Raw genomic sequence first — 26461 nt, 5'->3', positions numbered from 1 at the left:
GGCCCCCCGGGGGGGGGGGGGGGGGGGGGCGCGGCGGGGGGGGGGGCGGGGGGGGGGGGCCCCCCCCCCCCCCCGGCCCGGCGGGCTCGGGTGTCAGTTGGCGCAGCGGGTACCGGGGGCGGGCATCGTGCCGGCCACCAGATAGGCTTCGTACGCCGCGTCGATGCAGGTGTTGCCCCGGCCGAAGGCGCCGTGCCCCTCGCCCTCGCGGGTGAGCAGGGTGGCGTGGGCCAGGCCCTTGGCCAGGTTCTCCGCGGCGGCGTACGGCGTGGCCGGGTCGCCCGTGCTGCCGACGACCAGGATCGGGGCGCTGCCCTCGGCCCGGACGACGTGCGGCTTCTCGGCAGACTTGAAGGGCCAGTTCTCGCACCTGCCGTGCTGGTAGTCCTCGACGGAGACGCCCTGCGTGACCAGCGGGGCCTTGGCCTTGAGCTTGGCCACGACCTGCTGCGCGCGTTCCGGGGACGGCGCGGCGGCGGCCCCGTCGGCGCAGGAGATCGCGTTGTTGGAGTCGCTGAGGGTGGTGTAGTGGCCCTTCTTGTCACGGCCGTTGTAGTGGTCGGCGGACGCGAGGAGGAGGTCGCCGCGCTGGCGGACCATGGCCATGGTGAGGGCGGCGCGCAGGGCCGGCCAGGCGTCCGTCTCGTCGCCGTAGAGGAGGGCCTGGGTGCCGGCCCAGCCCAGGTCGCTGGTGAGCTTGCGCCCGTCGGCGGTGTCCAGCGGGTGGTCGTGCAGGCTCTCCAGGTAGTCCGCGGCGTTCTTCGCCGCGGTGTCCGGGTCGCTGCCGAGCGGGCACTCGGCGGCGTGGGCGCGGACGCAGTCGTCGGCGAAGCGCCGGAGCGAGGACTCGAAGCCGATGATCTGGTCGGTGAACTCGTCCAGGGTGTCGGCGGCGGGGTCGACCGCGCCGTCCAGGATCAGACGGCCGGTCCGGGCGGGGAACTCCTCGGCGTAGAGCGCGCCCAGGAAGGTGCCGTAGGAGATGCCCAGGTAGTTGAGCTTCGGGTCGCCGAGCGCCTGGCGCAGGACGTCGAGGTCGCGGGCGGTGTTGCGGGTGCCGACGAAGGGGAGCAGCTTGCCCGACTTCGCCGCGCAGGCGGCGGTGAACTCCTTGTTCCGCTGTTCGAGCACCACACGACGTTTCGCCGGGTCGACGGGGAGGTCCACCTGGTTGCGGTCGTCCCGTTGCCGGTCGGTCAGACAGGTCACCGGGGAGCTCGCCCCGGTGCCCCGCGGGTCGAACCCCACGACGTCGAAGCGGTTGTGCAGGGCGCCGTCGAAGAGCTTTCGCCCCATTTCGACCATCTCCACGCCGGACCCGCCGGGTCCGCCGGGGTTGACCACCAGGGAGCCGACCCGCTGGGCGGGGCCGGCTGCGGGCAGCCGGACCAGCGCGACGCCGAGCGCTTCGGCGGCCGGGTTGGCGTAGTCCAGCGGAACGCGAAGTTCGCCGCACTGCAGCCCGGTCAGGTCGACCGGTCGGCTATCGGAGTCCGGCTGGCAGGCGTGCCAGTCGATGTGCTGGCCGTAGAACGCGCCGAGCCGGGGGTCGTCGGCTCCGGCGGGCTTCGCGGCGGTGCCGGCTGAGCTGACGGTGCCGGCGTCAGCCGGTTGGTCGGGCGTCAGGTCGTTGCAGGCGGTGGTGAGCAGCAGGCTGCCGGCGGCGAGTGCCGCCAGCATTAGGCGGCGGCCGGTCCGGTGGGTGGTCATGGTGGTTCCTGTCGAGCGGGATCGGGTGTGACGGTGGTTCGGTATGGACGGCCCCGGCCGTCGACGGTCGGTGGTCCCGCGCGGCGGCGCGTTCCGTCCCGTCGTGCCTGGCCGAGGGGCCGGACTCTCGATCCCGTCGGATCAAGTCGTGAACTGACAATGCGTCAGGATGTTCTCGGGAAATCTCTCGGTGCGGTCCGCCCGGGGTTTCGGGGCTTCCCGGTACCTCCCGGCGGGCTGTCGCGCCGGTCGCTGCCGCCCGGGGGTCAGCGCCGTGCGGCGGCCGTGTCCAGGTCGGCGGTGAACCGTGCGAACTCCTTCCGCCAGCCGAGGCGGACGTTCATCCGGGTGGGCGCGTCGTGCCCGGGGAGGGCGAACGGGAAGGAGCTCCAGAGCAGTTGGCGGCGGACCTCGCCCATGCGGCGTGCCGCGCCCACCCGGTCGAAGCTGTGGACGAGGTCGCCCGGCCGCTGCCCCAGCCCCTTGGCCCTGACCTGGTGGAAGTGGACGGACCGCGCGGTGGCGGTGACGAAGTAGGTGTCGGCGTCGAGGTTGCCGCCGCTGAGCAGGCAGGAGAGCCACGGGTTGTTGTCGAGGAACACGCCGAAGACGGTGAGCGGGGGATCGGTCGGATCCATCTCCCGCACCGCCTGCTCGACCTGCTTGATCGTGGCGGCCTTGCCCACTGCCATCCGTCCGTCCTCCCACCCCGACCGGCCCGGCGTCGGGGCCGGCCCTGTCCGCGACCGATCGGGCGTCGACTGTCGCCCGGGGCGGCCGGGGCGCATCCCGCGCCCCGGCCGTGGCCCAACGTAGGGGCTGCGGGGGCCGGAGCGGATGACGGTCGGCACCGAAAGACTTAAGGAGGTCCGGGACCCTTCGGCCCGCAAGGGCCGGGCCGGTGACCCGGCGGCGGAAGGCGCCGGGGAAGGTATGCGGGCCGTCCGGTGCCGCGTCGGGCCCGTCGGATCGCCCAGTCTCGTCGAATCCCGAGCTCTTCCGCCGGGATTCCCCCGTGCCGCCGTCCGCAAACCGCAGAGCGTGGTCGTTCTCAGCCGCCGGTGTTCACCGCCGGCTTCCGCGTGGCCGGGCGGTGCCGTCGTCCAGATCGGCCTTCTCCGCGCGGCCGGGGGATGTTCCTCCAAAGTCCTGACACACCCGAGGAGTTGACGTCGCCCGATCGCTTCCGAGCCCTGCCCCCGCCGCCCGCCGTCGCGGGCCCCGGCCGACGGGCCGCCGCCCGGGGCCGGGCGCTGGCCGCCGCCCTGCCCGCGGCCCCCTCGGGCGCGAATCACGGATTCGGGGACGAGGGGAGGGGCGGTCACTGCGTGCTACCGTCTGGCTACAGATCAATAGGTGACCCCGGCGGTGCGGCCAACACCCCGGGGTCGGGCACAGGGAGTTGGACCTCCTCATGCACGTGCACTTTATCGCGCCCGAACGCTATGTGCGGGCGTCACACGAGATCGTCCGCCACCCGCGTCTGCGGGCCACGGCGAAGACGCTGCTGCTGTGGGCGCTGTCGCTGCCGCCCGGCAGCCGGGACACCATCCTCACCATCGGCAAACGGATGCCCGAGGGGCGTACGGCCGTTGCCGGTGCGCGGGCGCAGCTGATCGAGGAGGGCTATCTGCACGTCCGGCGCTCCCAGCACCCGACGAAGGGCACGTGGACGACTCGCGTCCTCGTCAGCAGTGTGCCGCTGACGGAGGCGGACGAGATCGAGGCTGCCTGGCGCAGTTCGGTCCGAAACCCGGCACTCGGTGAGAGGGAGGGCCGGGACGTCGGCACTTCCCCCAGGGGGAGAAGAGCGAGGAGAACACCTCCTCCCGCGCGGCGGCGGAGGTGGTCGAGGGTGATGACGTCGACGGGGAGGCCCGGGCCGCTGCGGCTGGACTGCTCGGGCGGCTGACCGCCCGGGACCGCCGCTTGCGGTTGGGGGCGGTCGAAGTCCTGGACCTCGCACCGCTGGTGGCGGGCTGGCTCGCCCGGGATCCGGACGTGGGGCGGCTGCGGGAAGCATTGCTGGGCGGGCTGCCCTCGCACGTGCTCGCGCCGGCGGGCTTCGTGCGGGCGCGCCTGGAGCGGGGGATGCCGGTGGTGGTGGTCGCGGCTGGTGCCGCTGCCGGCGGCGTGGGGGAATGCGCGCGCTGCGCGGATCCGGTGGCGGGTGGGGGCGTGATCTGCCGACGGTGCGCGGGAGTTGCACCTCGCCAGGCCGGGCCCGATGCGGCTGCTGTTGCACGCAACCGGCGAGGCGCTGAACGCGCGCGCGGCCTGCTGCGCGGCGCGGCGGCGTAGCGAGCGTGAATTCGCTGGATTTTCGGACACGTCAGCTCGTTGCGGTCCGTATCGTTTCGGTAGCCGATCGTGTGCGAATGCCTGGTGGTATTGGTGCGGTGGGCGGTGTCGTTGAGGGTTGTGGGTCGGAGGTGGCCGACGTGGCGGAACAGGATGACGGGGCAGGCTTCCAGCGCTCCTTCGGGCGGCAGGTGAAGCTCCTGCGTGAGCGCGGGGGTCTGACCCGGGCCCAGCTGGGCGCGCGGCTGGGGTACGGCGAGGACCAGATCGCCTCGGTGGAGCTCGGCCGGCGGATTCCCCGGCCGGAGCTGATCGAGAAGGCGGATCGGGAGCTGAATGCGGGCGGCGTACTGATCGCGATGAAGGACGAGGTCGCGCGGGCCCGGTACCCCGCGTTCTTCCGGGATGCCGCCAAGCTGGAGGCGGAGGCGGTGGAGTTGCAGTCCTACGACATCCATGTGGCCAAGGGGCTGCTACAAACCGAGGAGTACGCGGCCGTCACGTCGGCGTTCTACGACCCGTACGTCCTGCGCGGGCCGGAGGCCTTCACCTCGTACGTCTCCAGCTGGACGGACTCGGGGGTGAACCAGCTCAGCATGCTCACCCGCTTCGTCGACCTCACCGAACTCACCTCACTCCGGCAGACGGACGGCGGCGCGAGCGCGTGGTGCACGGTGGGATTCCGTTCCCGGGACGAGGCGGGATCGGCGCGACTGCTCAGCAGTTGGTTGACCGGCTCCAGCAGCAAGGAGAGCAGCCTCGTGCTCGGGCACTCGGGCGTGGAGGTCTGGATCGACCACACCGCCATGACCGGGTTCGCTGCCCGGGAGGGCGAGTTGCTCGCTGCCTTCGGCAACGACGGCCGGACCGCGCGGAAGGTTGCCCACTACCGCCCGCTCTACGCCAGTCTGCTCTCCGACCGGCCCGACCCGGTGCTCGGCTTCGACGCCGCGGCGACGATCATGGCGATCCATCTCGCGGCGCCGGAGGCTCGGTAGGCGCCGGGCTGTCGGTTCGTTCGGGAGCCTCAGCGAACGATCCCTGAGCTGGGAAGACAGTGACAAGCGGGCGAGAGGGCCCGGTTCGGACAGTGTCCGAACCGGGCCCTTTTGCGTGTGTGTGGGGGTGGGTTGGGGGCTGAGCGAAGGGAACTGATGGTCTGATGAGCTGATTGACAGTCTGCAAAACCATCAGTCATGCTGACTTTCAAGAATGGTGATGCACAGAGAGGGTGGCAGCTCATGGGGCACCGGTACGCGTTCCTCTTCCCCGGGCAGGGCAGCCAGCACGTGGGCATGGGGGCCGACCTGTACGAGCGGTCGCCCTTCTTCGGACAAGTGCTGCGACGGGCCGGGGCGATGGTCGGGCAGGACATCGAGGAGGCGGTGCTGGTCGGTCCGGCCGAACGGCTGACCGAGACGGTGCCGACCCAGTTGTCCGTGCTGGCGCTGTCCTGCGCGCTGACGGCCGAGTTGGACCTGCTCGGGCTGGCGCCGGCCGTGGTGGCCGGGCACAGCCTGGGGGAGTACTCGGCGTTGGTGGCGGGCGGTTGGCTCGACCTGGACGACGCGTTGGTGGTGGTCGCCAACCGGGCGGCCGAGATGACGGACTGCTGTGTCGCCACGCCGGGGGCGATGGCCGCCGTGCTGGGGATGGACCCGGCGACGGTGCGGATGGCCGCCGCCGGGATGTCCGGCACGGTGGTGGTCGCCAACGCCAACAGCCCGCGCCAGTCGGTGGTTTCCGGGGAGAGCGAGGCCGTCCGGCTGCTGTCCGGGGTGCTGCTGGAGCGGGGCGCCAAGGCGGTGATCCCGCTGGAGGTGCACGGCGCCTTCCACTCGCCGCTGATGGCGCAGGCGGAGGACCGGCTGGCCCCGCTGATCTCCGACCTGCCGCTGCACTCCGGCCACACCCCGCTGATCAGCAGCATCACCGGTCAACTGGTCACCGACCTCGACTCCTACCGCCGCCTGCTGGCCCGTCAGATCGCCGCCCCCGTCGAGTGGGTCGGCGTGATGGAGACGCTGCGCGCGGAGGCCGTGGACACCTGCATCGAGGTCGGTCCGGGCACCGTACTGCGCGGCCTGCTGCGGCAGTTCGACCGCAAGGCGGTCTCCGCCTCCTGCGCCGGGTGGGGCGACGCGATGGCCCTCACCGTGGGCGACGAGCACCTGCTGGTCGCCTAGCACCTGGCCCGACCGGCCGTAAAGAGCACTGAGCACCGATTACTTCACCGACCGAGAGGGACAAGGAGAGCGCGATGCGTCGAGTCGCGATCACGGGCCTGGGGGTCCTGGCCCCCAATGGCATCGGAAAGAAGGACTTCGCCGAGGGTCTCTGGGGGGGCCGCAACGGCGTCTCCCGCATCGGCTCCTTCGATGCCGCGGGATTCAACTCGCAGATCGCCGGCCAGTTGCCGCCGGTGGTACTGCCCGGCAGCCCGGCCGAGGAGCCGGACGGGGACGACCGGGTGGTCCGGATCGCCCTGGCCGCCGCGTACGAGGCGATGGCCGACGCCGGACTGGACGGAACGGGCGACGTCGACCCGTTCCGCACCGGTGTGGTGATCGCCAACGCGATCGGCGGCACCAAGTTCATGACCGAGCACTTCCCGGGCCTGACGGCGGGCGGCACCGGCCCGATCGACGTGGCCGCCGCGCACCGCCGGCTGCACCTGTCCGCGACCTTCAACACCCCGACCGCCGCGGTCGCCGACGCCTTCGGCCTGTACGGCCCGGCGGTCACCCTGACCACCGGCTGCACCGGCGGCAACGACGCGGTGGGCTTCGCGTTCGACGCCATCCGCCGCGGTGACGCCGACGTGATGGTGGCCGGGGCCGCCGAGGCGCCGATCACCCCGTTCGTGGTCGCCTGCTTCGACGTGATCGGCGCGCTGTCGGTGCGCAACGACGACCCGGAGCACGCCTCCCGGCCGTTCGACCGGTTCCGGGACGGCTTCGTGCTGGCCGAGGGCGCGGGCATCGCGGTGCTGGAGGAGTGGGAGCACGCCCGCAAGCGCGGCGCCGTGATCCTCGGGGAGGTGCTCGGCTTCGGCAGCAGCGCCAACGCCTTCCACATGACCGACCTGGCCGAGCACGGCACCGACCTCGCGCGCTCCTTCCAACTCGCATTGGACGACGCCAGGTTGCCCGCCGAGCGGATCGGCTACGTGAACGCCCACGGCTCCTCGACGCCGCAGAACGACGTCTGCGAGACCAACGCCGTCAAGCTGGTGCTCGGTGAGCAGGCGTACCGGACGCCGGTCAGCTCGATCAAGTCGATGGTCGGCCACGCGCTGGCCGCCGCCAACGCCCTGGAGTTCGTGGCCTGCGTGCTCGCGCTGAACGAGCACCGGCTGCCGCCCACGGTCAACCACGCCGAGCCCGGCGAGCACTGCGACCTCGACTACATCCCGAACACCGCCCGCGAGGCGACCGTGGACGCCATCGCCAGCCTCTCCAGCGGCTTCGGCGGCATCCACTCGACGGTCGTCCTCGGCCGCGCCTGAGCCACCCAACGGAAAGAGAGGACACGAGATGCGCAAGGTCGTCATCACCGGGGTGGGGCTGGCTCTCCCGGGCGCCCGGACCGCGGAGCAGTTCTGGGAGTTGGTCGGCGCGGCCCGCCCGGCGGTCAGCGAGATCGACCGCTTCCCGACCGAGCAGTACACCGCGCACCGCGCCGGCGTCGCCGGGGACGAGGCGGTCGCCTCGATCCCGCTGCGGCTGCGCAAGCGGATGGACCGCTTCTGCCAGCTGGCCCTGGTCGCGGCGCAGGACGCGCTGGCCGCCTCCGGCCTGGACCCGGCCGAGGCCCCCGAGGGGGTCGGCGTCTACCTGGGCAACATGTTCGGTGGCTGGGAGATCACCGAGGAGAGCATGCGCCGGCTCTGCCAGGTCGGCTACACCGGCGTCAGCCCGTACATCGCCTCCGCCTGGTTCCCGACCGCCCCGCAGGGCCAGATCAGCATCAAGTGGGGGATCAAGGGCTTCTCCAAGACCGTCGCGGCGGACACCGCCAGCGCCGCCGTGGCGATCGGCTACGCGGTGCGGGCGATCGCCGAGGGCCGTGCGGACGCGATGCTGGCCGGTGGCGCCGAGGCGCCGGTCACGCCGTACACCTACACCTTCTGCGAGACCAGCGGGCGGCTCACCCCGGGCGACTACCGGCCGTTCGGCGCCGGCGCGGACGGCTACCTGGTGGGCGAGGGTGCGGTGGTCTTCACCCTGGAGGCCGAGGAGAGCGCCAGGGCGCGCGGCGCCGAGATCCTCGCCGAGGTCGCCGGGTTCGCCGCCGGGCACGCAGGCTCGGACCAGGTCTTCGGCCGCACCGGCACCGATGTGCTGACCCACGTGGCGCAGACCGCGCTGAAGGAGGCCGAGGTCGCCCCGCAGGACCTCGACCTGATCGCCCTGGACGCGCAGGGCACGGTCTACGCCGACGCCGGCGAGGTCCGGGCGGTGCAGGACCTGCTCGGCGCGGGCGCGGTCGACCGGGTGCCGTGCACCACCGTCAAACCGGTCACCGGCCACCTGCTCGGCGCGGCCCCGGCCGTGGACCTGCTGGCCGCGCTGCTGGCGATCCGCAACGGGGCGGTGCCGCCGGTGGCGGGGATCACCGCGGGGGAGCGGGAGGCCACCGAGCTCGACCTGATCGTCGACGCCCCCAGGGTGCGGCGGGTACGCACCGCGCTGGTCAACGCGCGCGGCGCGGACGGCACCGTGGCGGCCCTGGTGCTGCGCGGGCCCGCCGGCGACGTGAACTGACGAAACGTCAGAAGGAACCACATTCAACCAGTCGAGGGAGAAACCGAGATGAGTACCCAGACCCTGTCCACCTTCGACCGCCTGAAGGCCGTGCTGGTGGAACTCGGCATCGAGGCCGAGGAGATCGTCCCGGAGGCGCAGCTGCGCGCCGACCTGGACATCGACTCCGCCGAACTGGTCGAGACCGTCGCCTCGTTGGTGGGCGGCCAGGCCCCCGACGGCAAGGCGCTGAAGAACGTCCGTACGGTCGCCCAGCTGGTCGAGTTCCTGGACGGCCGGATCTGAACTGCGGCCCGCCCGCCCGGTGGGCGAGACCGTCGACAGGCGAGGAGAGGAGGCGTGATGACAGAGCACGAGGGCCCACCGCCTGCGGTGCCCGGGCTCCGGCTGATCGACCTGAGCGTCATCGTCCAGGACACCCCGAGCGAGGCGACCCCGGTCGAGGTCGAGGTGCTCGACCACGAGACCGGTGCCGTCGTGCTCGGACTCGGTCCGGACGCGTTCCCAGACGGCATGGCGGTCTCCAACGAGACCGTCACGCTGACCACCCACACTGGGACGCACATGGATGCGCCCCTGCACTACGGGCCGGAGTCCGGCGGTGCGCCCGCGAAGAGCATCGACCAGGTCCCCCTGGAGTGGTGCTACGGGCCGGGCGTGCGCCTGGACGTCCGTCATGTGCCGGTCGGCAGCGCGATCACGGTGGACCACCTGATCGCCGCGCTGGACGAGGCCGAGCACGAACTGTCCCCGGGCGACATCGTGTTGCTCTGGACCGGCGCCTCGAAGCACTGGGGCACCGCGGAGTACCTCACCGAGTACGCCGGCCTCTCCGGGAAGGGCACCGCCTTCCTGGTGGAGCGCGGGGTCAAGGTGATCGGCATCGACGCCTGGGGGCTCGACCGCCCGATGGCCGCGATGGTCGAGGAGTACCACCGCACCGGTGACCGCGAGGTCCTGTGGCCCGCCCACATCTACGGGCGGATCAACGAGTACCTGCAGCTGGAGAAGTTGAACCGGCTGGAGGAACTGCCCGGCGCGACCGGCTTCATGGTGACCTGCTTCCCGGTCGCCGTGGCGGGCGCGGGCGCGGGCTGGACCAGGGTGGTCGCGATGGTCGGCCCGACCGGGCAGGCCCCCGCGCACCCCGCCGGCCCCGCCTGGCCCGCCGCCGGGCCGGACGGGCGACAGCCGGACGGGCGAGAGGCGGACTGAGCCGTGGTGGTCCGCTTGGGGGTCGACGTCTCGGACGTCGCGGACTGGGCGGTACGGCTGCGGCGCACCCCGCAGGTGGCCGCGGTGGCGTTCACCGAGCGAGAGCTCGCCGCCACCGCGGCCGACCCGCGTGCGCTCACCGAGGTGTGGGCGGTCAAGGAGGCCGTGCTCAAGGCGCTCGGGACGGGCTTCGACGGAGTCGGCTGGCGCGGGATCGAGGTGGCGCCGCCCAGGGGCGGGGCCCGGGTGGTCCGGATCGCGGGCGGCCGCCACCCGCCGGGCTTTCCGCGGGTGCTGTGCGGCGCGGTGCGGGAGGTCGGGGCCTCGGTGCTGGCGGCGGTGGTCGCGGCCCCGGGCCTCGGCCACCGCCCGCCGCCACGGCTGCGGGCCTCCCTGGTGGCGGTTCCGGACGGCCTGCCGCGCCGGGAGCGGCAGTTGGCCCACTCGGCGGCCGCCCGGCTGGCCGGACGGCGGGCCTGGGAGGATCTGTGCGCGGGCGTCGGCCGGACGGCCGGGCGCACCCGTTGGGGCCGTACCGAGGCGGGCGCGCCGGTGCTGCGCACGGTGGACGGGCGGCGCGTCCCGGTGGCGCTGGCCCACGGTGCCGGGCTGGCGGCCGCCCTGGTGGCGCTGCCCGCTGCCCGGGAGCCGCAGGAGCCGGCGAGGACCGGGCCCGGCGATTCGGGCACGGGGTCTGGAAAATCATCTCTAGAGCTGACTATCATCGCGCATGACAATCTGCTCAAGGAGGTGACGGTCCATGCCTGAGACGGCGGACACCGCCACGGCCCGGCGGCCCGAGCCCGGACCCGGCCGGCTGCTGCGCCTGGCGGCCGACCGGTTCTCCGACCGGCTGGCCGAGGCGCTCGCGGACCGCGGCGTGCGGCCCAAGGACCACGCCGTGCTGGCCACCCTGGTGGCCCAGGGCCCCAGCGCCCAGCAGGCCCTCGGCGAACAGCTCGGGATCGACCGGACCAGCATGGTCGGGCTGATCGACCAGCTGGAGGAGCAGGGCTGGGTGGTGCGCCGGCGCAACCCGGCCGACCGGCGCGCCTACCGGATCGAGCTGACCGAGTCGGGCGTCCGGCTCGCCGCCGAACTCGCCGCGCTGGAACGGCAGGTGGACGAGGACCTGCTGGCCGGCCTGGCCGCCGCGGACCGCGGCGCGTTGGAGCGACTGCTCGACCTGCTGGCGGTGTGACGAAGGCCCCCGGCGGCATGCCGAAGGCCCGGCGCATGGACGCCGGGACACGTAAAGCTCACAAGCACCGAAGGCTCAGAAAGGGAAGCTCGGCACCGAGACGGCCGAGGCGCGGTAGACCTCGGCCCCCGGACACGCGGCCTGGACGGTGTGTCCGCCGTCCGCGGTCGGCAGGGTGACCAGCACCGGCTCGTGGCCGAACCGCCGGTGCGCCAGCTCCACCCAGTCCACGGCCGGCCAGGCGCCGGAGGGCAGCCGCCCGACGGCATGGCGGCGCAGCAGCGCGAGTTGCTCGGAGCCCTGGTGCCAGGCCGTCAGCGCCCGGGTGCCGCTCGGGCCGGTCGGTGGCGCGAAGCGGGTGCGCAGGGCGCGGTGCGCACCGGGTCGTACCGTCCGGCCGCCGGAGCCGGGCCCCGGCGGGCGGCCAAGCCGGGCGGCCATCGCCTTGAGGAAGGCGTCCTCCAGGGCGGCGCCGGGCGTTTCCCGGCCGCTCACCCCGAAGCTCGCCGCCTCGCCGTCGCCGCGGTGCATCACGACCATGCCGAGCGCGAAGCCGACCGAGGTCCACAGGAACGCCTCCGCCGTCAGCCCCTGCGCGGGCAGCGCCCGGCGGACCTCCTCCGGCAGCCGGTCGGACAGCAGCACGGTGGCGTCGGCCAACCGGGTGTGCGGGTGGCGCCACCAGCGGGCCGCGACGTCCAGCGCGAGCACCTCGGCGAGCACCGGGCCGGGTGTGGCGGCGCCGGCCAGGACGGGTTCGCGCACGGCGGCGGGGACGGGGGCGGAGAAGAAGATCCGGGCCGGAACGAGGTAGCGCAGCCCGCTGACCGCGCCGACGCCGGAGAGCGCGGGAAGCGGCGTGGCGGCGCTCGGTTCGGCGCCGGGTTCGGATCCGCCGGGGACGAAGTCCGCGGGGCGCAGCGCCCGGACCGGTCCCGACCCGACGGCTGTCGGGCCGTTGGCGGCGTCCTGCAGCGCGCGGGCCGCGTGGTAGCGGGCGAGCGCGCCGCGCCGGGCCTGCGCCTCGGTGAACCCGCAGGTGGAGACCGACATGGGGTGGGGGCCGCCGAGGTCGGTCACGGTCGCGCCGTGCACGGCGCCGTGCACCACGGACGTCCAGACGGTCTCCTCGGCGGTCGTCGTCATCCTGGGCCTTCCTTTCCCCCTGCCTTCCGGACCTCAGTGTGCGGGGGCGGTCGACGGGGGTTCCATCCCCAGAACTGTGCAGGGCGGTCCGGCCCGTCTGCCCCGACCTGCGTACTCCGCCCGGTCCTGTCGGCGTCTAGTTCGGCTCAAGCTCCCAGGCCCCGGGCTTCCTTACGCTGCGATCAGCACAGCAACGGCAAGTGGGTGCTGGAGCAAGGGGGAAGAGCAAGGGATGAGCAGGCCGACCGGAGCAAGAGGCGGGGAAGCACCGCTGGTCCGCCGCCGCCTGGTCGAGGGCGGGCGGCACATCTCGTGGACGGCCGGCGGCGAGGGCCCGGCGCTGCTGGTCCTGTCCGGCTGGGTCTCGCACCTGTCGGTGGACTGGTCGGTCGGGCCGGTGGGTGACTTCCACCGCTCGCTGGCCGAGTCGTTCCGGGTGATCCGCTACGACCCGCCCGGGGTGGGGATGTCCGCCGAGGAGGAGCCGGACTTTTCCCGGGAGCGTCAACTCGCCGACCTGGCAGCGGTGGTGGACGCGTGCGCGGAGGAGCGGGTGATCGTGTTGGCGAGCGGGCTGGCCGGTCCGCTGGCCCTGCTGTTCGCCTCGCGGTACCCGGACCGGGTGAGCCGGCTGGTGCTGTTCGGCACCGCGCCGTCCTTCACCGCGGACCGCGACCACCCGGACGGGCTGGCGAACGACCTGCCCGGCGCGGTGGAGCGGCTGGTCCGGGCGGACTGGCACCTCGGCTCCCGGCTGGTGGCCGAGCTGCTGCTGCCGGGGACGAGGCCGGACGAGGTCCGCTGGTACGCCGACTACCAGCGGATGTGCGCCCAGCCGGAGGCCGCCGCCGCTCTGTTCCTGGACTCCTGCGCGCTGAACGCGTGGTCGGAGCTGGCCGAGGTGGCCGTTCCCACGCTGCTGCTGCGCCGGGAGGACAGCTACCTGTGTCCGGCGGCGGTCGCCCGCCGGATGGTGGAGGCGCTCCCGGAGGCGGTGAGCCGGACCCTGCCGGGCGGGGCCTCGCTGCCGTACTTCACCGACCCGGAGGCGGTGCTGGCCGAGCTCGCGGCGTTCGCCAACCCCGGTCGGGGGTTGTTGACCGACCGCGAGCTGGCGGTGATCGGCCGGGCCCGGGACGGGCTCTCCAACCGGGCGATCGCCCGGATCCTGGGGATCTCGGAGCACACGGCGGCCCGCCACCTGGCCAACATCAACGTCAAGTTGGGGGTGAACAGCCGGGGCATGGCGGTGGCCAGGGCGATGGAACTGGCCCTGATCTGACCCGGCCGCCGGGTCGCCCGGGATGCTTGTATCCGATATAGTAAACGCGCATAGTAAGTGGAGAGAGGGGCCCACCTATGTGGGAAATCCAGTACGTGCAGACCTACGTGCAGACCACGGAGGGAAAGTGAGCACCGCCATGAACCAGTCCGCAGTGCAGAACCAGCCGGAGGCCGACTTCGAGCGGCCCGCCAAGCCGGCCGAGAGCCCGGGCTTCCTGCTCTGGCGCGTCACCCTCTCCTGGCAGCGGGCGATCGCCGCGGCCCTCAAGCCGCACGACCTGACGCACGTGCAGTTCGTGCTGCTGGCGGGCGCCGGCTGGCTCGGCGCCCAGGAGGGCCCGCCCACCCAGCGCCACCTGGCCGACCACTCCGGCACCGACCCGATGATGACCAGCCAGGTGCTGCGCACCCTGGAGAGCAAGGGCCTGGTCGAGCGGATCCCGGACCTGGTGGACACCCGCGCCAAGCGGGTGCAGGTCACCGAGGCCGGGGCCGCGCTGCTGGAGAAGGCGATGTACGCGGTGGAGAAGGCCGACGCCGAGTTCTTCGCCCCCGTCCCGCGCAACGCCGCGCTCGCCGTGCTGTACGCGCTCTCCGACGAGTGGGGCCAGCCGCTCGCGGCCGGACTGCCCAGCAACCGCAAGGAGGACTGAGCCATGGCCACGGAGGCGGCGGCCCTGCACCTGACGGACATCCGGCTGCCCGCCCGGGAGCCGTTCGACTTCCGGGCCTCGCTCGGCTTCATCGGCTCCTTCCCGGCGATGGCCGGCCAGCAGGGCACCGCGCAGGCGGCGCTCACGCTGGCCGTCCGGGAGGCCGGGACGACCCTGGGCGTGCGCCTGACGGCGGCGCCCGGGGCGTCCGGGCTGGACGGCCGGCTCGCCGCCGGGCAGCCGATCACCGCCGAGGCCGTGGCGGCGGTCGCCGACCGGATCGACTTCTACCTCGGGCTCTCCGACGACCTGACCGAGTTCTACCGGCTGGCCCGGCAGGACGGGCCGTTCGCCCGGGTGGTTGAGCGGCTGCACGGCTACCACCAGGTCAAGTTCCCCTCGCCGTTCGAGCTGCTCTGCTGGGCGATCCTGTGCCAGCGGGTGCCGATGCCGGTGGCCCGCCAGATGAAGCGGGCACTGGTCGAGGCGGTCGGCAACCGGATCGACGTGGGCGACGAGCGGCTCTGGGCGTTCCCGGACGTCGACCAGCTGGCCCGCTTCGAGGAGGCGGAGCTGGTCGCCCTGATCGGCAACCAGCGCAAGGCGAGCTACCTGCACCGCTCGGTGCGGCTCTGGGCGGAGCTGGACGAGCGGTTCCTGCGCACCGGGCCGTACCAGGAGGTCCGCGAGCAGCTGCTGAAGCTGCCCGGGATCGGCGAGTGGTCGGCGTCCTTCCTGCTGATCCGCGGGCTCGGACGGATGGAGCGGATCGTGCTCGACAAGGAGATGGGCCGGGCGGTCCAGCGGGTCTACGGCCGTCCCGTCGACGAGGCGGAGTTCCAGAAGCTGGCCGAGCACTACGGGCCGTGGCAGGGCTACTGGGGGCACTACCTGCGCGTCGGCGGCTGACCGAAAGGCACGACGTCGCGCACCCGGCGTCCAGCACACAACAGAGCGCCCCACCGCGGTCGGACCGCAGTGGGGCGCTCTGGGTTTGACGCTCGATCAGCGCTTGGCCGGCTTGCGCAGTCCGACCAGGGCGGTCAGCGCGCCGGCCACGGCCAGGGCGGCCGCGGTGGCCATGCCCCAGCGGTCCCCGGCCAGCAGCGCCTGGGTGTCGGGGTGCCCCGAGCCGGCCAGGTGGTGCGCCCGGGAGGCGGCCACGGTGGAGATCACGGCCAGGCCGATCGCCCCGCCGATCTGCTCGCAGGTGCTGAGCAGGCCGCCGGCGGCGCCCTGGTCCTGGTCGGCGACGTTCTCCGTCGCGGCCAGGTTGATCATCACGATCGCCACCACACCGCTGAAGTTCACCACCACGGTGCAGGCCGACACGAAGGGCTGGGTGCCGCTGGTCGGCAGGGTGGCCAGCACCCCGGTGGCGGCAGCCTGGAACAGTGCGCCGATGATCAGCACCCGGGTCGCGCCGAACTTCCGGGCCAGCGGCTCGGAGGCCGCGCCGGCCGCCAGCCCCGCCACCCCGGCGCCCGCGAAGGTCAGGCCGGTGCGCAGCGGGGAGAAGGCCATCACGTCCTGCAGGAACAGGGTGACGGTGTACACCAGGCCGAAGAACGAGCCCATCATCAGCACATTGGCCAGGTTGGCCACCACCAGCCGGCGCAGCTTCAGCAGGCCGAGCGGCAACACCGGTTCGGTGCTGCGCAGTTCGACCGCGGCGAAGGCCAGTCCACCGACCGCGGCCAGGGCCAACGCGCCCAGCACCCGGGTGGAGGTCCAGCCGGTCACGCTGCTCTCGGAGAGCGCGAAGACCAGGGCCACCACCGAACAGGTGATCAGGACGGCGCCGGGCAGGTCCATCCGGCGCGGCCGGCGGCCGTCCCGGCCGGGGCCGAGCAGCCGGGCGGCGAGCACGGCGAGCACGGTGCCGATCGGCACGTTGATCCAGAACACCCAGGACCAGTTCAGGTACTGGGTGATGACGCCGCCGCCGACCACGCCGGAGACGAAGCCTGCGCCGAGCACCGCGCCCCAGGCGCCCATCGCCTGCTGGCGCTCCTTCTCACCGGTGAAGGTGGTGGTCAGGGTGGCCAGCGCGGCGGGGGTGACGGCCGCCGCGCACAGGCCCTGGACGGCCCGCAGGGCGATCAACTGCCCCGGCGAGTCGGCGAGTCCGGCCAGTAGGGAGGCGCCGGTGAAGCCGACGAGGCCGAGCACCAGCAGACGCCGGCGCCCGTAGAGGTCGGCGAGCCGTCCGCCGACGATCAGGAAGCCGCCGAAGGCGAGGACGTACGCGGTGACCACCCAGACCAGGTCCCCGGCGCCGAAGCCGAGGTTGTCCTGGATCACGGGCAGTGAGACGTTCACGATGGAGAAGTCCAGCGACATCATGAATTCGCTGAGGCAGAGCAGGAGCAGGACGATCCCGTTGGCCGCCCGGTGGCCGGGGCCGGCCGGGGCGGCGGGCGACGGCACCCCGGGAGGCGCCGTCTCCGTGGAAGTCCTGGACTCGATGATGGACACGTGCGCCTCCTGGGGTGAGGAAGGGATCGGGTCAGGCCGCCGCGATCTCGGCGAGGCGGGCGACGGTGGCCGGGATGTCGGCGGTGACGGCCGGGCCGACGTGCGGGGCGGCCTCGGCGGCGGCCGGGCCGGTGATCTCGACCCGGTGGGTGATCTTGGTGCGGCCGTCCGCCTGCGCCTCCAGGATGTGGATGAAGTGCAGGACCAGGCCGTTGACCACGGTCTCGTCGGTGAAGCGCTTGTTGGGCTCGGCCTCGATCAGGGTGAACGGGAAGCCGTCCTGGCCCTTGGGCTTCAGGTGGCCCTTGGTGCCCACCTCGAACGGGCCGTGCAACTCGATCGCGTCCAGGCCCTGGTCCCAGCTCTCCCACTTGGTGGTGTCGCTGTAGAGGGCCCAGACCGCCTCAGGGGTGACGTCGGCGATCACGCTGTGCTCGTACTCCCACATGGGGGAAGTCCTTTCGTCGGTGATAAGGGATTCGCATCGATGATTCGCATCGATCCGGCAATTTGTTGCCCGGCAATTCTTCACCGGCTTTTGCGGGACCCCCTCGAATCCCGCTTGAACGCCGCTTGAGCGCCTTCGCCGGCGACTTCTGTATGCGGGCATATCGACTGCTCAGAGGCGGTAAGCGCGCCGATCCGGCGTCGGTATGCAGCGGGTCGCCAGAGCTTGACCGGAGCGCTGCATGGTTTTGGGGATGGTCCGCTCGAATTCCAGTGCGGAGTATGGGGGTTGTTCGGCGTCGACCGCCGAGAAATCCGAACGGCGCCATCCAGTGGAGCGAGGTCAGTTGCGATGAAACGGCGTCACCTGTTCGAGTTCGAGGATCTGTCCTGGTTTCCCGCGGTGCTGCGGAACCCGATCACCGACCTGCTGCGCGAGGCCATCGTGCTGCGCGGCGACGTGTACGCGCCGGTGGTGCCACTGCTGGCCAAGCTGGTCCGCGAGCACGACATCAGCCGGATCGTCGACCTGTGTTCGGGCGGCTCCGGCCCCTGGACGGTGTTGAAGAGCCGGCTGGCCGAGGAGGACGCCGACGTCGAGCTGGTCCTCACCGACAAGTACCCCAACCGGGAGGCGCTGGCCGCGGCGGTCCGCACGATCGGCGACGGCCGGACCCGCTTCGAGACGCAGTCGGTCGACGCGACCGCGGTGCCCGAGCGGCTGTCCGGACTGCGCACCCTGTTCACCGGCTTCCACCACCTGCGGCCGCACACCGCCCGCCAGGTGCTGAAGGACGCCTACCGGCGGCGCGAGGCCGTCGCCGTGTTCGAGTTCACCGAGCGGCGCTGGGCGCCGATCCTGCTCACCGTCCCGCTCGGCCCGCTGCTGGTCTGGGGATGGGCGGCCCGGCTGCGGCCGGTCAGTTACAGCCGGCTGTTCTTCAGCTACCTCGTGCCGCTGGTGCCGCTCGCGTTCATGTGGGACGGCATCGCTTCCAACCTGCGCACCTACACGACTGAGGAGCTTCGAGAGATGGTGCACGACCTCGATGCGTCGGACTACTCCTGGGAGACCGGCGCCCTGTTGCCCGAGGGTCGTGGCGGACCGCCGGTCACCTACCTGATCGGTCGGCCCGTCGGCATCGAGGGCGGGAAGGGGGCGGACCGATGACCATCGCCCCGGAGCGGCGGGCCGCCGCCCGCCCCGCGAAGACCTGGGCGGTCGCCACCGGCGGCTCCCCGCTCGGTGTGGCGCGCGGCTTCTCCAAGAACCCGATCACCCTGCTCACCGACGTGTTCCAGCAGTACGGCGACGCCGTCAAGGTGCGCTTCCTGGCCAACCAGTACTTCTACTTCCTCTCCAACCCGGACCACATCCGGCACGTGCTGGCCACCAACTCGGCGAACTACAGCAAGGCCCCGCACCCGGCCTTCCTGCTGCTCGGCCGGGTCATGGGCAAGGGCCTGGTGACCAGCGACGGAGACCTCTGGCAGCGTCAGCGCCGGCTGATCCAGCCCGCGTTCACCAAGCAGCGGGTCGCCACCTACGGCGACATGATGACCGGCGCGACGCTGCGGATGCTGGACCGCTGGCGCGAGCGCGGCAGCCGCGGCGACGACAGCCCGGTCAACGTCGACGCCGAGATGATGCGGCTCACCCTGGACATCGTCGGCCAGACGCTGTTCAACATGGACATCATCAACGAGGCCGGCAAGGTCGGGACGGCCTTCAGCGAGGTCAGCGAGCAGTTCGCCAAGCTGCTCGGCAACCCCTTCGGCCCGCTGATGGTCAACATGCCCTTCCTGCCGAGCGTCAAGCGGTTCAACGCCAACGTCGCCGAGCTGGACGAGGTCATCCACGACATCATCGCCAGCCGCCGCGAGCACCCCGTCGACACCGGGGACCTGCTCTCCCTGCTGATGGCCGTCACCGACGAGGACGGCGGCGTCGGGATGAGCGACCAGCAGTTGCGCGACGAGGTCATGACCCTGCTGCTGTCCGGCCACGAGACCACCGCCGACGCGCTGACCTGGACCTTCCACCTGCTCGCCGAGCACCCCGAGGTGCTGGAGCGGCTGGAGGAGGAGGTCGACACCCAGCTGTCCGGCCGCACCGCCACCGTCGCCGACCTGCCGAACCTGCCGTACAGCAGGATGGTGATCCAGGAGGCGATGCGGCTCTACCCGGCGATCTACCTGCTGGCCCGCTGGGGCAACGGCCCCGACGAGGTGGGCGGCCTGCCGCTGCCGAAGGACGCCAGCATCACCATCTGCCCCTGGGTGGTGCACCGCCACCCCGACTACTGGCCCGACGCCGAGCGCTTCGACCCGGAGCGGTTCACCCCGGAGAACCAGGCCAAGCAGCACCACTACGCCTACGTCCCGTTCAGCGGCGGCCAACGCCAGTGCTTGGGTGTGCACTTCGCGCTGATGGAGGCGCAGCTCCTGCTCACCACCGTGGTGCAGCAGTTCCGAATGCGGTCCGTGCCGGGCCACCGGGTGGTCGCCGGCCCGGTGATGACCCTCCGCCCCGAGGGCGGCCTGCCGATGTACGCCGAGCCGCGCAGCACGTCCTGACGGTGTGTCAGTGGAACCGAAGCCGCCGCAGCTTCCCAGCCTGTGAACGTCCGATTGGAGACCCGAGCATGACCGCGCCCGCCACCACGCAGCCGTACCCGCAGAAGTACACCACCCCGTTCATCCTGTATCCGCCGGCGCTCTGGGAGAACCGCTCCGGCCAGGAGTTCCTGCCGCAGCTGGCGCTCGACCAGACGGGCCAGGACTACGTGATGTACCTGTCGATCCCGTTCTGCCGGGTGCGCTGCTACTCCTGCCCGTACTTCGTCGACCAGCTCTCCCCGCACGACCCGCGCAACAAGGAGGCGCGCTTCGTCGACGCGGTCGTCGCCGACCTCGAGCGCTGGGCGTCCTACAAGCGCTTCCAGACCGGCAGCCTGCGCGCCATCTACATCGGCGGCGGCACCGGCTCGCTGCTCAAGACCGCGTACCTGAAGCGGATCCTGGACACCATCTTCGCCAACTACCCGGTGGCCAAGGACTACGAGCTCACCCTTGAGGGCAACGCCCGCGACTACACCCCGGACAAGCTGGACTACGTCGCCGACTCGTACATCAACCGGGTCAGCCTCGGTGTGCAGTCCTTCGACGAGAGCATCCTGCGGATCATCGGCTCCCCGCACGCCGCCCAGGAGTCCGTCAAGACCATCAACGAGCTGTCCTCGCGCGGCTTCAGCAACATCCAGATGGACATGATGTACAACCTGCCGGGCCACCGGCGGGAGATCTGGCAGCGCGACCTGGAGGTGCTGCGCGACCTCGACGTCAAGCACCTGACCACCTACCTGTACCGGATCCACCCCGGCACCCCGCAGGACAAGTTCATCAAGATGGGCAAGGTCGCCCCGCTGGTGGACAAGGAGTCGGAGTACGTCCGCAACATGTACCGGGACCTGGTCGAGGCCACCGAGAACATGGGCTTCCACAACTACATGTTCGACCACTTCTGCCGGCCGGGCTGGGAGAACGTCTACAACGAGTGGACCTTCCTGCGGAACAACGTCGAGATCCTCGGCGTCGGCCCGAGCGCCTACAGCTTCATCAACGACTACCGGGTCGGCGGCCGCAAGGACGTCGAGGGCTACATCGCCGCCGTCAACCGCGGCGAGCACTTCATCTCGGCCGTCTCCTCCCAGCTGAGCCCGCGGGTCCGCAAGGAGCGCTACGTGATGAACATCCTGCAGGCCTTCGCGGTCGACCTGAAGGAGTACGAGTTCCAGTTCGGCTCCAGCTTCCTGGAGGACTTCAAGCCCGAGGTCGAGCGGATCCTCAGCCGCGGCCTGGCCGAGCTCGCCGACGACAGGTTCACGCTCACCCAGCTGGGCCGCGAGTGGCACATGAACGTGATGCTCGAGTTCACCAACCCGGACTTCTGGGGCGAGACCACCGCGCTGGAGCACCCGCACTGGGCCATGAACACCCCGATGGTCGACCTGTTCGCCGGCCGCCGCGAGGACTGGCTCGGCGCCTGAGACCCGCCCGAACGCACAACAGCCCAAGGAGCAAGCAGAGATGACCACCGTCAGCCCCACGGCCGGGCTCACCATCGACACCCACCCCGGGTTCGCCCACCGCACCGTGCAGACCCTCGTGATCGAGGCCCCGCTGGACGCCGTCTACGGGGCGCTGTTCGAGGTCCGCGAGTGGCCCCAGTACCTGCCGCACGTGCAGGAGATCGACGTCCGCTACGACGACGGGCGCTACCAGGAGTTCTTCATGACGGTCGCCTCGGAGACCGACGGCTCCCAGCTGCGGGTCCGCTCGATCCGCAACTGCCGCCCGGGCGAGATCGAGTTCTTCCAGCCCGAGCCGCCGGAGTTCCTCAAGCACCACGGCGGGATCTGGCGCTTCACCCAGGCCGCCGACAACCCGGAGCACACCCACGTCGAGGTCACCCACGTGTGGAACCTCCACGAGGAGGTCGCCCCGCTGGTCTACCCGGCCACCGGCGAGGCGAGCACCGAGGAGCAGGTGACGACCATGCTGGCCGGCCACTCCAAGCTGGCGCTGGACTCCTGGCGCAAGGTGCTCACCGGCAAGGGCGGGGAGTGACCGCCGTGGCCGCCATCACCGAGACCGTCGTCATCGACGCCCCGATCGAGGCCGCCTACGGCGCCTTCGCCGACCTGGACCGCTGGCCCGCCATCCTGCCGGACACCCTGGACGTCCAGGTGCTCTACTGCGACGGCTACAACCAGGAGTTCACCATGACGGTGGAGCGCCCCGGCGGTCAGGAGACCGTCCGCGGCGTGCGCTACTGCCGCGCCCCGTACGAGCTGGAGCTGGTGCAGACCACCCCGCCGCCGCTGCTGAAGCGGATGACCGGGCGCTGGAACTTCGTCGAGCAGGACGGCCGCACCACCGTCACTGCCACCCGTGAGTTCGAGCTGCTGGCGCCGCCCGCCGGCGACCCGGCCGCCGCGCCGGTGCCGGACGAGGCCGAGTTCGGCCGCCGGCTCTCCGGCCACCTGCAGCACAACCTGCAGCTGTTCCGCGAGGCGGTCGAGGCCGATGTCGCCCGCTGAGCAGGCCCGCCCCCTTGAATCGACCGAAGTGGCCGACCGCAGCGACCTGTTGAGCGTCAGCCGACTGGTCGCCGCCCCGGTGGCCGAGGTCCGGGCGCTGTTCTGGGACATCGCCTCCTGGCACGCCGTGTGGGACCGGATCACCTCGGTCCGGGTGCACTACGACGACGGCGCCCACCAGGAGTTCGACCTGGAGGTGGAGCGCGACGGCCGGATCGAGTTCGTCCGCACCGTCCGCTTCCTCGCCCCCGGCGGCGACATCGAGTTCTTCAGCCCCAACCCGCCGCCCGGCATGGCCGACCACGTCGGCGCCTGGCGCTTCACCGAGCAGGACGGCGGCTGCCTGGTCACCGCCGAGCGGAACTACGAGCTGCTCCCGGCCCAGCCGGGCGGCAGCCCGTCCGACCCCGCCCACCAGGACTACCGGGACGCCTACCGGCGTCGCTTCGAGGACCGCCTCGGCCGGATCCTGGACAGTTTCGTCAGCCACTTCGAGGCGGGCGCGCAGCCTGCGCCCGCCGCCCTGGGAGCCGCCGCGTGACCACCGATGTGATCGTGATCGGAGCCGGCCCGGCCGGCTCCACCGCGGCGGCGGCCGCGGCCAAGGCGGGCCTGAGCGTCCTGCTGCTGGACCGGGGGATGCAGCCCGCCCCGCACCTGCCCGAGTCGTGGTCCGGGGAGACCCTGCCGCTGCTGCGCGGGCTCGGCGTGGAGGACGTCAAGGAGGCCTTCGGGTCCGCCACCGGGGTGCGGTTCCTCAACGCCACCGGCCGCTTCGGCCTGGAGCTGACGCTGTCCCGGGCGATCGGCTGCGACCTGCCGGCCGTGGTCCGGCTGGACCGCTCCAAGTTCGACAAGATCCTGGTGGACAACGCGATCCGCCAGGGCGCGAGCTACCGCCCGCTGCACACCGTCACCGACGTCGACTTCGCGGCGGACGGCAGCGGCGTCAAGCTCACCGCGGCCACCCCGGCCGGGATCGCCGAGCTCTCCGCCCGGTACGTCATCGACGCCAGCGGCAAGTCCGCCCTGGTCTCCCGGGCGCTCGGCACCCGGGAGGAGCCCGAGCAGCAACTCGACCCGCGCGAGGCGGTGTTCAGCCACTTCAAGCCCGAGCGCGAGCACGAGCTGGCGGTCGAGGGCACGATGACCATCATCGGCATCACCCACGGCTACGTGTTCGTGATCCCGATGGGCGGCGGCCGGGTCGGCGTCGGCGTGGTGGTCGGTGACGAGCACGCCCAACGCTACGGCGGCGACATCGAGTCGCTGTTCTGGGCCGAGGTCGACGAGGCCGCCCCGCTGCAGACCCTGCTGGCCGGTGCCGACCAGCTGCTGCCGGTGCTGCCCGCGCTCAACCGGCGCTTCCGCGCCACCGAGCTGGCGGGGGAGTCGTACGCGATCGCGGGCGACGCCGCGGCCTTCCTGGACCCGTTCTTCTGCAGCGGCATCGACATCGCCGTCCAGGCCGGACTGTTCGCCGGCCAGGCGGCCGTCGACACCCTGGCCGCCCCGGGCGCCGAGGAGCGCTCCGCGGTGGTCGCCGGCTACCAGGAGAAGGTCGGCGCGCTGATCAAGGGCGCGGACGCGGCCGGCGAGGCCACCTTCGCGGACGGCGCCCACCAGCAGCTGCTGATCGGCCTCGCCGACCCGCACCTGCCCACCGTGCTGCCGCTGGCCGCCCTGCTGCAGAGCACCCTGCGGGGCAGCGCCGAGGAGCCGCCCGGCTCGCCGCGCGAGCTGATCGGCGGCGTCCGCGAGCAGTTCAGCCTGCTGTAACGGCCGCCCCGTACCACGAAGAGAGCGAGGACAACCGCAATGATCCCCGTGACCGGAGGCATCGACATCAGGGGCGACCTCGCCACGGTCGGCGCCTACCTCGGGCACATGCCCAACCTGACCGAGTGGACCACCTTCTTCCAGGCCGTCGACGGCGAGAAGGACGGCAGGTTCCAGGTGCAGTCCGTGATGGGCCCGATCGAGACCTGGATCACCGGCACCGAGAGCGCCGGCGCCCGCCGCTACGTCATCCACTCGCTGATCCGCGGCCAGGAGGAGGAGGCCGAGCTCGATCTCCAGGAGCACGCCGAGCACGTGGCCGTCCGCTTCACCGTCAACCTGCCGCCCCACGTCGACGAGGACGTGGTGGTCGGGCAGCGCAACGAGATGGCCGAGGAGCTCGTCCAGCTCAAGCGGCTGCTCGAAGCGAGCTGACCGCCCCGGCCGGTCCCCGTCGCCCCACCGGCGGGTACCGGCCGCCGTTTCCCCGCCCGTCCGTCCCAGTTGCCAACCACTTACGGAGCACCCATGGCCCGCCGCCTGTTCACCTCCGAGTCCGTGACCGAAGGCCACCCCGACAAGATCGCCGACCAGATCAGCGACGCCATCCTGGACGCGCTGCTCAGCCAGGACCCGACCTCCCGGGTCGCGGTCGAGACGCTGATCACCACCGGCCAGGTGCACATCGCCGGGGAGGTCGCGACCTCCGGCTACGCCGACATCGCCGCGATCGTCCGGCGCACCGTCCTGGAGATCGGCTACGACAGCTCGCAGAAGGGCTTCGACGGCGCCTCCTGCGGCGTCTCCGTCTCCATCGGCTCGCAGTCCCCGGACATCGCCCAGGGCGTCGACGCCGCCTACGAGTCCCGGGTCGAGGGCGCCGAGGACGAGCTCGACAAGCAGGGCGCCGGCGACCAGGGCCTGATGTTCGGCTACGCCTGCGACGACACCCCCGAGCTGATGCCGCTGCCGATCGCCCTGGCGCACCGGCTGTCCAAGCGCCTGTCCGAGGTTCGCAAGAACGGGACCATCCCCTACCTGCGCCCCGACGGCAAGACCCAGGTCACCATCGAGTACGACGGCGACCGCGCGGTGCGCCTGGACACCGTGGTGGTCTCCTCGCAGCACGCCGCCGACATCAGCCTGGAGGGCCTGCTCGCCCCCGACATCCGCGAATACGTGGTCGAGCCCGAGCTCGCCTCGCTCGACATCGACACCAGCGACTACCGGCTGCTGGTCAACCCGACCGGCCGCTTCGAGGTCGGCGGCCCGATGGGTGACGCCGGCCTGACCGGCCGCAAGATCATCGTGGACACCTACGGCGGCATGGCCCGCCACGGCGGCGGCGCCTTCTCCGGCAAGGACCCGTCCAAGGTGGACCGTTCGGCCGCGTACGCGATGCGCTGGGTCGCCAAGAACATCGTCGCGGCCGGCCTGGCCCGTCGCGCCGAGGTGCAGGTCGCGTACGCGATCGGCAAGGCCGAGCCGGTCGGTCTGTTCGTGGAGACCTTCGGCACCGAGACCGTCCCGGTGCTGACCATCCAGGAGGCCGTCACCAAGGTCTTCGACCTGCGCCCGGCCGCGATCATCCGCGACCTGGACCTGCTGCGGCCCATCTACGCCCGGACCGCCGCCTACGGCCACTTCGGCCGCGAGTCGGAGGAGCTGACCTGGGAGCTCACCGACCGCGCGGCGGAGCTGCGCACGGCCGCCGGCCTCTGATCCACCGACGAGGGACGATGTCGGGCCGCAGCACGAGAGCTCCAGCACGATGGCCGCGGCACGAGAGCCGAAGCACGAGAGGGGAAGTACGTTGACCATCCTTCAGAGCGGACTCGCCGATCGTCTCGGCACCGTCGTCGGCAGCCCGACCCCGCCGCCCGCCGCAGTCCGGGCCCCGGTGCAACCCCGGACCGCGGCGGTCGGGCCGCAGATGCGCTCCGCCGTCGAGCAGTTGGCCGCCAAGCACCGGGAGGCCTATGACGGACCGAGCGCGGACGCCACCGAACGCCAGCACGCCCGGGGCAAGTTGACCGTCCGGGAACGGCTGGACGTGCTGTTCGACGAGGGCACCTTCGTCGAACTGGAACCGCTGCGCCGCCACCGCGCCCAGGGCCTCGGACTGGAAGACCGCAAGCCGTACACCGACGGCGTGGTGGTCGGCTGGGGCGAGGTGCACGGCCGGACGGTCTTCGTCTACGCGCACGACTTCCGGATCTTCGGCGGTGCGCTGGGCGAGGCCCACGCGCAGAAGATCCACAAGATCATGGACATGGCCCTGGCCGCCGGTGCGCCGCTGGTGTCGCTGAACGACGGCGCCGGCGCCCGCATCCAGGAGGGCGTCACCGCCCTGGCCGGCTACGGCGGCATCTTCCAGCG

The 26461-nt window shown here is 72.1% G+C and carries 28 protein-coding genes; 23 read left to right on the top strand and 5 right to left on the bottom strand.

Annotated features, from left to right (window positions below):
• Positions 1 to 93: 93 nt before the first annotated feature.
• Together ACWC9T_RS33660 and ACWC9T_RS33655 are read right to left on the bottom strand one after the other, a co-directional pair.
• A complete protein-coding gene (locus tag ACWC9T_RS33660; RefSeq protein WP_449824851.1) occupies positions 94 to 1710 on the bottom strand; it encodes an alpha/beta hydrolase in 1617 nt (538 codons plus the stop codon).
• A 266-nt stretch (positions 1711 to 1976) separates the two neighbouring features.
• A complete protein-coding gene (locus ACWC9T_RS33655; protein WP_449824850.1) occupies positions 1977 to 2402 on the bottom strand; it encodes a hypothetical protein in 426 nt (141 codons plus the stop codon).
• A gap of 722 nt (positions 2403 to 3124) precedes the next feature.
• On the opposite strand from ACWC9T_RS33655, the gene ACWC9T_RS33650 reads away from it, so the two are divergent.
• The 10 genes from ACWC9T_RS33650 (at position 3125) to ACWC9T_RS33605 (ending at position 11193) form a co-directional block, all read left to right on the top strand.
• Entirely contained in the window at positions 3125 to 3622 is a 498-nt protein-coding gene (locus ACWC9T_RS33650) for a hypothetical protein (protein ID WP_449824849.1), read from the top strand.
• A gap of 17 nt (positions 3623 to 3639) precedes the next feature.
• Positions 3640 to 4011, top strand: coding sequence for a hypothetical protein (locus ACWC9T_RS33645; protein WP_449824848.1), 372 nt, complete (start codon positions 3640 to 3642; stop codon positions 4009 to 4011).
• A 140-nt stretch (positions 4012 to 4151) separates the two neighbouring features.
• Positions 4152 to 5009 carry a Scr1 family TA system antitoxin-like transcriptional regulator gene (locus ACWC9T_RS33640; protein ID WP_449824847.1) on the top strand — a complete coding sequence of 286 codons (858 nt, stop codon included), beginning with the start codon at positions 4152 to 4154 and terminating at the stop codon, positions 5007 to 5009.
• Positions 5010 to 5252: 243 nt separating this feature from the next.
• Positions 5253 to 6197: an ACP S-malonyltransferase gene (locus ACWC9T_RS33635; RefSeq protein ID WP_449824846.1), complete on the top strand. Its 945-nt coding sequence runs from the start codon at positions 5253 to 5255 to the stop codon at positions 6195 to 6197.
• A 74-nt stretch (positions 6198 to 6271) separates the two neighbouring features.
• A complete protein-coding gene (locus tag ACWC9T_RS33630; protein ID WP_449824845.1) occupies positions 6272 to 7519 on the top strand; it encodes a beta-ketoacyl-[acyl-carrier-protein] synthase family protein in 1248 nt (415 codons plus the stop codon).
• Between the two features lie 28 nt (positions 7520 to 7547).
• Positions 7548 to 8777 (top strand): beta-ketoacyl-[acyl-carrier-protein] synthase family protein, encoded by a 1230-nt coding sequence (locus ACWC9T_RS33625; protein ID WP_449824844.1) that lies wholly within the window; start codon positions 7548 to 7550, stop codon positions 8775 to 8777.
• A gap of 48 nt (positions 8778 to 8825) precedes the next feature.
• Positions 8826 to 9062 carry a phosphopantetheine-binding protein gene (locus ACWC9T_RS33620; RefSeq protein WP_350743348.1) on the top strand — a complete coding sequence of 79 codons (237 nt, stop codon included), beginning with the start codon at positions 8826 to 8828 and terminating at the stop codon, positions 9060 to 9062.
• A gap of 57 nt (positions 9063 to 9119) precedes the next feature.
• The gene (locus tag ACWC9T_RS33615; protein WP_449824843.1) at positions 9120 to 9992 is read left to right on the top strand and encodes a cyclase family protein; all 873 of its coding nucleotides are present in this window, start codon (positions 9120 to 9122) and stop codon (positions 9990 to 9992) included.
• Between the two features lie 3 nt (positions 9993 to 9995).
• Positions 9996 to 10760: a 4'-phosphopantetheinyl transferase family protein gene (locus ACWC9T_RS33610; RefSeq protein ID WP_449824842.1), complete on the top strand. Its 765-nt coding sequence runs from the start codon at positions 9996 to 9998 to the stop codon at positions 10758 to 10760.
• A complete protein-coding gene (locus tag ACWC9T_RS33605; protein WP_449824841.1) occupies positions 10753 to 11193 on the top strand; it encodes a MarR family winged helix-turn-helix transcriptional regulator in 441 nt (146 codons plus the stop codon). The genes ACWC9T_RS33610 and ACWC9T_RS33605 overlap by 8 nt, the downstream gene beginning before the upstream one ends.
• Before the next feature lie 75 nt (positions 11194 to 11268).
• Here the strand turns inward: ACWC9T_RS33605 and ACWC9T_RS33600 are convergent, their stop codons facing one another.
• Positions 11269 to 12339: a hypothetical protein gene (locus ACWC9T_RS33600; RefSeq protein ID WP_449824839.1), complete on the bottom strand. Its 1071-nt coding sequence runs from the start codon at positions 12337 to 12339 to the stop codon at positions 11269 to 11271.
• Positions 12340 to 12571: 232 nt separating this feature from the next.
• On the opposite strand from ACWC9T_RS33600, the gene ACWC9T_RS33595 reads away from it, so the two are divergent.
• From ACWC9T_RS33595 to ACWC9T_RS33585, 3 genes are all read left to right on the top strand, one after another.
• Complete coding sequence (locus ACWC9T_RS33595) at positions 12572 to 13621, top strand: alpha/beta fold hydrolase (RefSeq protein ID WP_449824838.1); 1050 nt, start codon at positions 12572 to 12574, stop codon at positions 13619 to 13621.
• 127 nt (positions 13622 to 13748) lie between these two features.
• Entirely contained in the window at positions 13749 to 14276 is a 528-nt protein-coding gene (locus ACWC9T_RS33590; RefSeq protein ID WP_449824837.1) for a MarR family winged helix-turn-helix transcriptional regulator, read from the top strand.
• A gap of 3 nt (positions 14277 to 14279) precedes the next feature.
• Positions 14280 to 15185 carry a DNA-3-methyladenine glycosylase family protein gene (locus ACWC9T_RS33585; protein ID WP_449824836.1) on the top strand — a complete coding sequence of 302 codons (906 nt, stop codon included), beginning with the start codon at positions 14280 to 14282 and terminating at the stop codon, positions 15183 to 15185.
• A gap of 96 nt (positions 15186 to 15281) precedes the next feature.
• On the opposite strand, the gene ACWC9T_RS33580 is transcribed toward ACWC9T_RS33585, so the two are convergent.
• A complete protein-coding gene (locus tag ACWC9T_RS33580; protein WP_449824835.1) occupies positions 15282 to 16754 on the bottom strand; it encodes an MFS transporter in 1473 nt (490 codons plus the stop codon).
• Positions 16755 to 16785: 31 nt separating this feature from the next.
• Positions 16786 to 17202 carry an SRPBCC family protein gene (locus ACWC9T_RS33575; RefSeq protein WP_449824834.1) on the bottom strand — a complete coding sequence of 139 codons (417 nt, stop codon included), beginning with the start codon at positions 17200 to 17202 and terminating at the stop codon, positions 16786 to 16788.
• Between the two features lie 351 nt (positions 17203 to 17553).
• Here ACWC9T_RS33575 and ACWC9T_RS33570 point away from each other — a divergent pair, with 351 nt between their 5' ends.
• From ACWC9T_RS33570 to ACWC9T_RS33525, 10 genes are all read left to right on the top strand, one after another.
• Entirely contained in the window at positions 17554 to 18372 is an 819-nt protein-coding gene (locus ACWC9T_RS33570) for a hypothetical protein (protein ID WP_449824833.1), read from the top strand.
• Entirely contained in the window at positions 18369 to 19778 is a 1410-nt protein-coding gene (locus tag ACWC9T_RS33565) for a cytochrome P450 (RefSeq protein ID WP_449824832.1), read from the top strand. The genes ACWC9T_RS33570 and ACWC9T_RS33565 overlap by 4 nt, the downstream gene beginning before the upstream one ends.
• Positions 19779 to 19846: 68 nt before the next feature.
• On the top strand, positions 19847 to 21250 hold the full coding sequence (locus ACWC9T_RS33560; protein ID WP_449824831.1) for a coproporphyrinogen-III oxidase family protein: 1404 nt from the start codon (positions 19847 to 19849) through the stop codon (positions 21248 to 21250).
• A 40-nt stretch (positions 21251 to 21290) separates the two neighbouring features.
• Positions 21291 to 21830, top strand: a complete 540-nt coding sequence (locus tag ACWC9T_RS33555) for an SRPBCC family protein (protein ID WP_449824830.1) — start codon at positions 21291 to 21293, stop codon at positions 21828 to 21830.
• Between the two features lie 5 nt (positions 21831 to 21835).
• On the top strand, positions 21836 to 22303 hold the full coding sequence (locus ACWC9T_RS33550; RefSeq protein WP_355676469.1) for an SRPBCC family protein: 468 nt from the start codon (positions 21836 to 21838) through the stop codon (positions 22301 to 22303).
• Between the two features lie 28 nt (positions 22304 to 22331).
• Positions 22332 to 22844, top strand: a complete 513-nt coding sequence (locus tag ACWC9T_RS33545) for an SRPBCC family protein (RefSeq protein ID WP_449824829.1) — start codon at positions 22332 to 22334, stop codon at positions 22842 to 22844.
• Entirely contained in the window at positions 22841 to 24082 is a 1242-nt protein-coding gene (locus tag ACWC9T_RS33540) for an NAD(P)/FAD-dependent oxidoreductase (protein ID WP_449824828.1), read from the top strand. Before ACWC9T_RS33545 ends, ACWC9T_RS33540 begins: the two co-directional genes overlap by 4 nt.
• A gap of 39 nt (positions 24083 to 24121) precedes the next feature.
• Positions 24122 to 24517 carry a hypothetical protein gene (locus tag ACWC9T_RS33535; RefSeq protein WP_355676466.1) on the top strand — a complete coding sequence of 132 codons (396 nt, stop codon included), beginning with the start codon at positions 24122 to 24124 and terminating at the stop codon, positions 24515 to 24517.
• 93 nt (positions 24518 to 24610) lie between these two features.
• The gene (gene metK, locus ACWC9T_RS33530; protein WP_449824827.1) at positions 24611 to 25804 is read left to right on the top strand and encodes a methionine adenosyltransferase; all 1194 of its coding nucleotides are present in this window, start codon (positions 24611 to 24613) and stop codon (positions 25802 to 25804) included.
• A 211-nt stretch (positions 25805 to 26015) separates the two neighbouring features.
• The coding region (locus ACWC9T_RS33525; protein ID WP_449824852.1) for a carboxyl transferase domain-containing protein at positions 26016 to 26461 on the top strand (446 nt) is incomplete at its 3' end.

The organism is Kitasatospora sp. NPDC001159, from assembly GCF_053598235.1.
The sequence above is the reverse complement of the archived record's forward strand: the minus strand, read 5'-3'. Positions and strand labels throughout refer to the sequence as shown.

Coding starts and splice junctions, on each gene's coding strand:
- ACWC9T_RS33660 (WP_449824851.1), bottom strand. CDS start 1,710: ATGACCACCCACCGGACCGGCCGCCGCCTAATGCTGGCGGCACTCGCC.
- ACWC9T_RS33655 (WP_449824850.1), bottom strand. CDS start 2,402: ATGGCAGTGGGCAAGGCCGCCACGATCAAGCAGGTCGAGCAGGCGGTG.
- ACWC9T_RS33650 (WP_449824849.1), top strand. CDS start 3,125: ATGCACGTGCACTTTATCGCGCCCGAACGCTATGTGCGGGCGTCACAC.
- ACWC9T_RS33635 (WP_449824846.1), top strand. CDS start 5,253: ATGGGGCACCGGTACGCGTTCCTCTTCCCCGGGCAGGGCAGCCAGCAC.
- ACWC9T_RS33630 (WP_449824845.1), top strand. CDS start 6,272: ATGCGTCGAGTCGCGATCACGGGCCTGGGGGTCCTGGCCCCCAATGGC.
- ACWC9T_RS33625 (WP_449824844.1), top strand. CDS start 7,548: ATGCGCAAGGTCGTCATCACCGGGGTGGGGCTGGCTCTCCCGGGCGCC.
- ACWC9T_RS33620 (WP_350743348.1), top strand. CDS start 8,826: ATGAGTACCCAGACCCTGTCCACCTTCGACCGCCTGAAGGCCGTGCTG.
- ACWC9T_RS33615 (WP_449824843.1), top strand. CDS start 9,120: ATGACAGAGCACGAGGGCCCACCGCCTGCGGTGCCCGGGCTCCGGCTG.
- ACWC9T_RS33605 (WP_449824841.1), top strand. CDS start 10,753: ATGCCTGAGACGGCGGACACCGCCACGGCCCGGCGGCCCGAGCCCGGA.
- ACWC9T_RS33600 (WP_449824839.1), bottom strand. CDS start 12,339: ATGACGACGACCGCCGAGGAGACCGTCTGGACGTCCGTGGTGCACGGC.
- ACWC9T_RS33595 (WP_449824838.1), top strand. CDS start 12,572: ATGAGCAGGCCGACCGGAGCAAGAGGCGGGGAAGCACCGCTGGTCCGC.
- ACWC9T_RS33585 (WP_449824836.1), top strand. CDS start 14,280: ATGGCCACGGAGGCGGCGGCCCTGCACCTGACGGACATCCGGCTGCCC.
- ACWC9T_RS33575 (WP_449824834.1), bottom strand. CDS start 17,202: ATGTGGGAGTACGAGCACAGCGTGATCGCCGACGTCACCCCTGAGGCG.
- ACWC9T_RS33570 (WP_449824833.1), top strand. CDS start 17,554: ATGAAACGGCGTCACCTGTTCGAGTTCGAGGATCTGTCCTGGTTTCCC.
- ACWC9T_RS33565 (WP_449824832.1), top strand. CDS start 18,369: ATGACCATCGCCCCGGAGCGGCGGGCCGCCGCCCGCCCCGCGAAGACC.
- ACWC9T_RS33560 (WP_449824831.1), top strand. CDS start 19,847: ATGACCGCGCCCGCCACCACGCAGCCGTACCCGCAGAAGTACACCACC.
- ACWC9T_RS33555 (WP_449824830.1), top strand. CDS start 21,291: ATGACCACCGTCAGCCCCACGGCCGGGCTCACCATCGACACCCACCCC.
- ACWC9T_RS33535 (WP_355676466.1), top strand. CDS start 24,122: ATGATCCCCGTGACCGGAGGCATCGACATCAGGGGCGACCTCGCCACG.
- metK (WP_449824827.1), top strand. CDS start 24,611: ATGGCCCGCCGCCTGTTCACCTCCGAGTCCGTGACCGAAGGCCACCCC.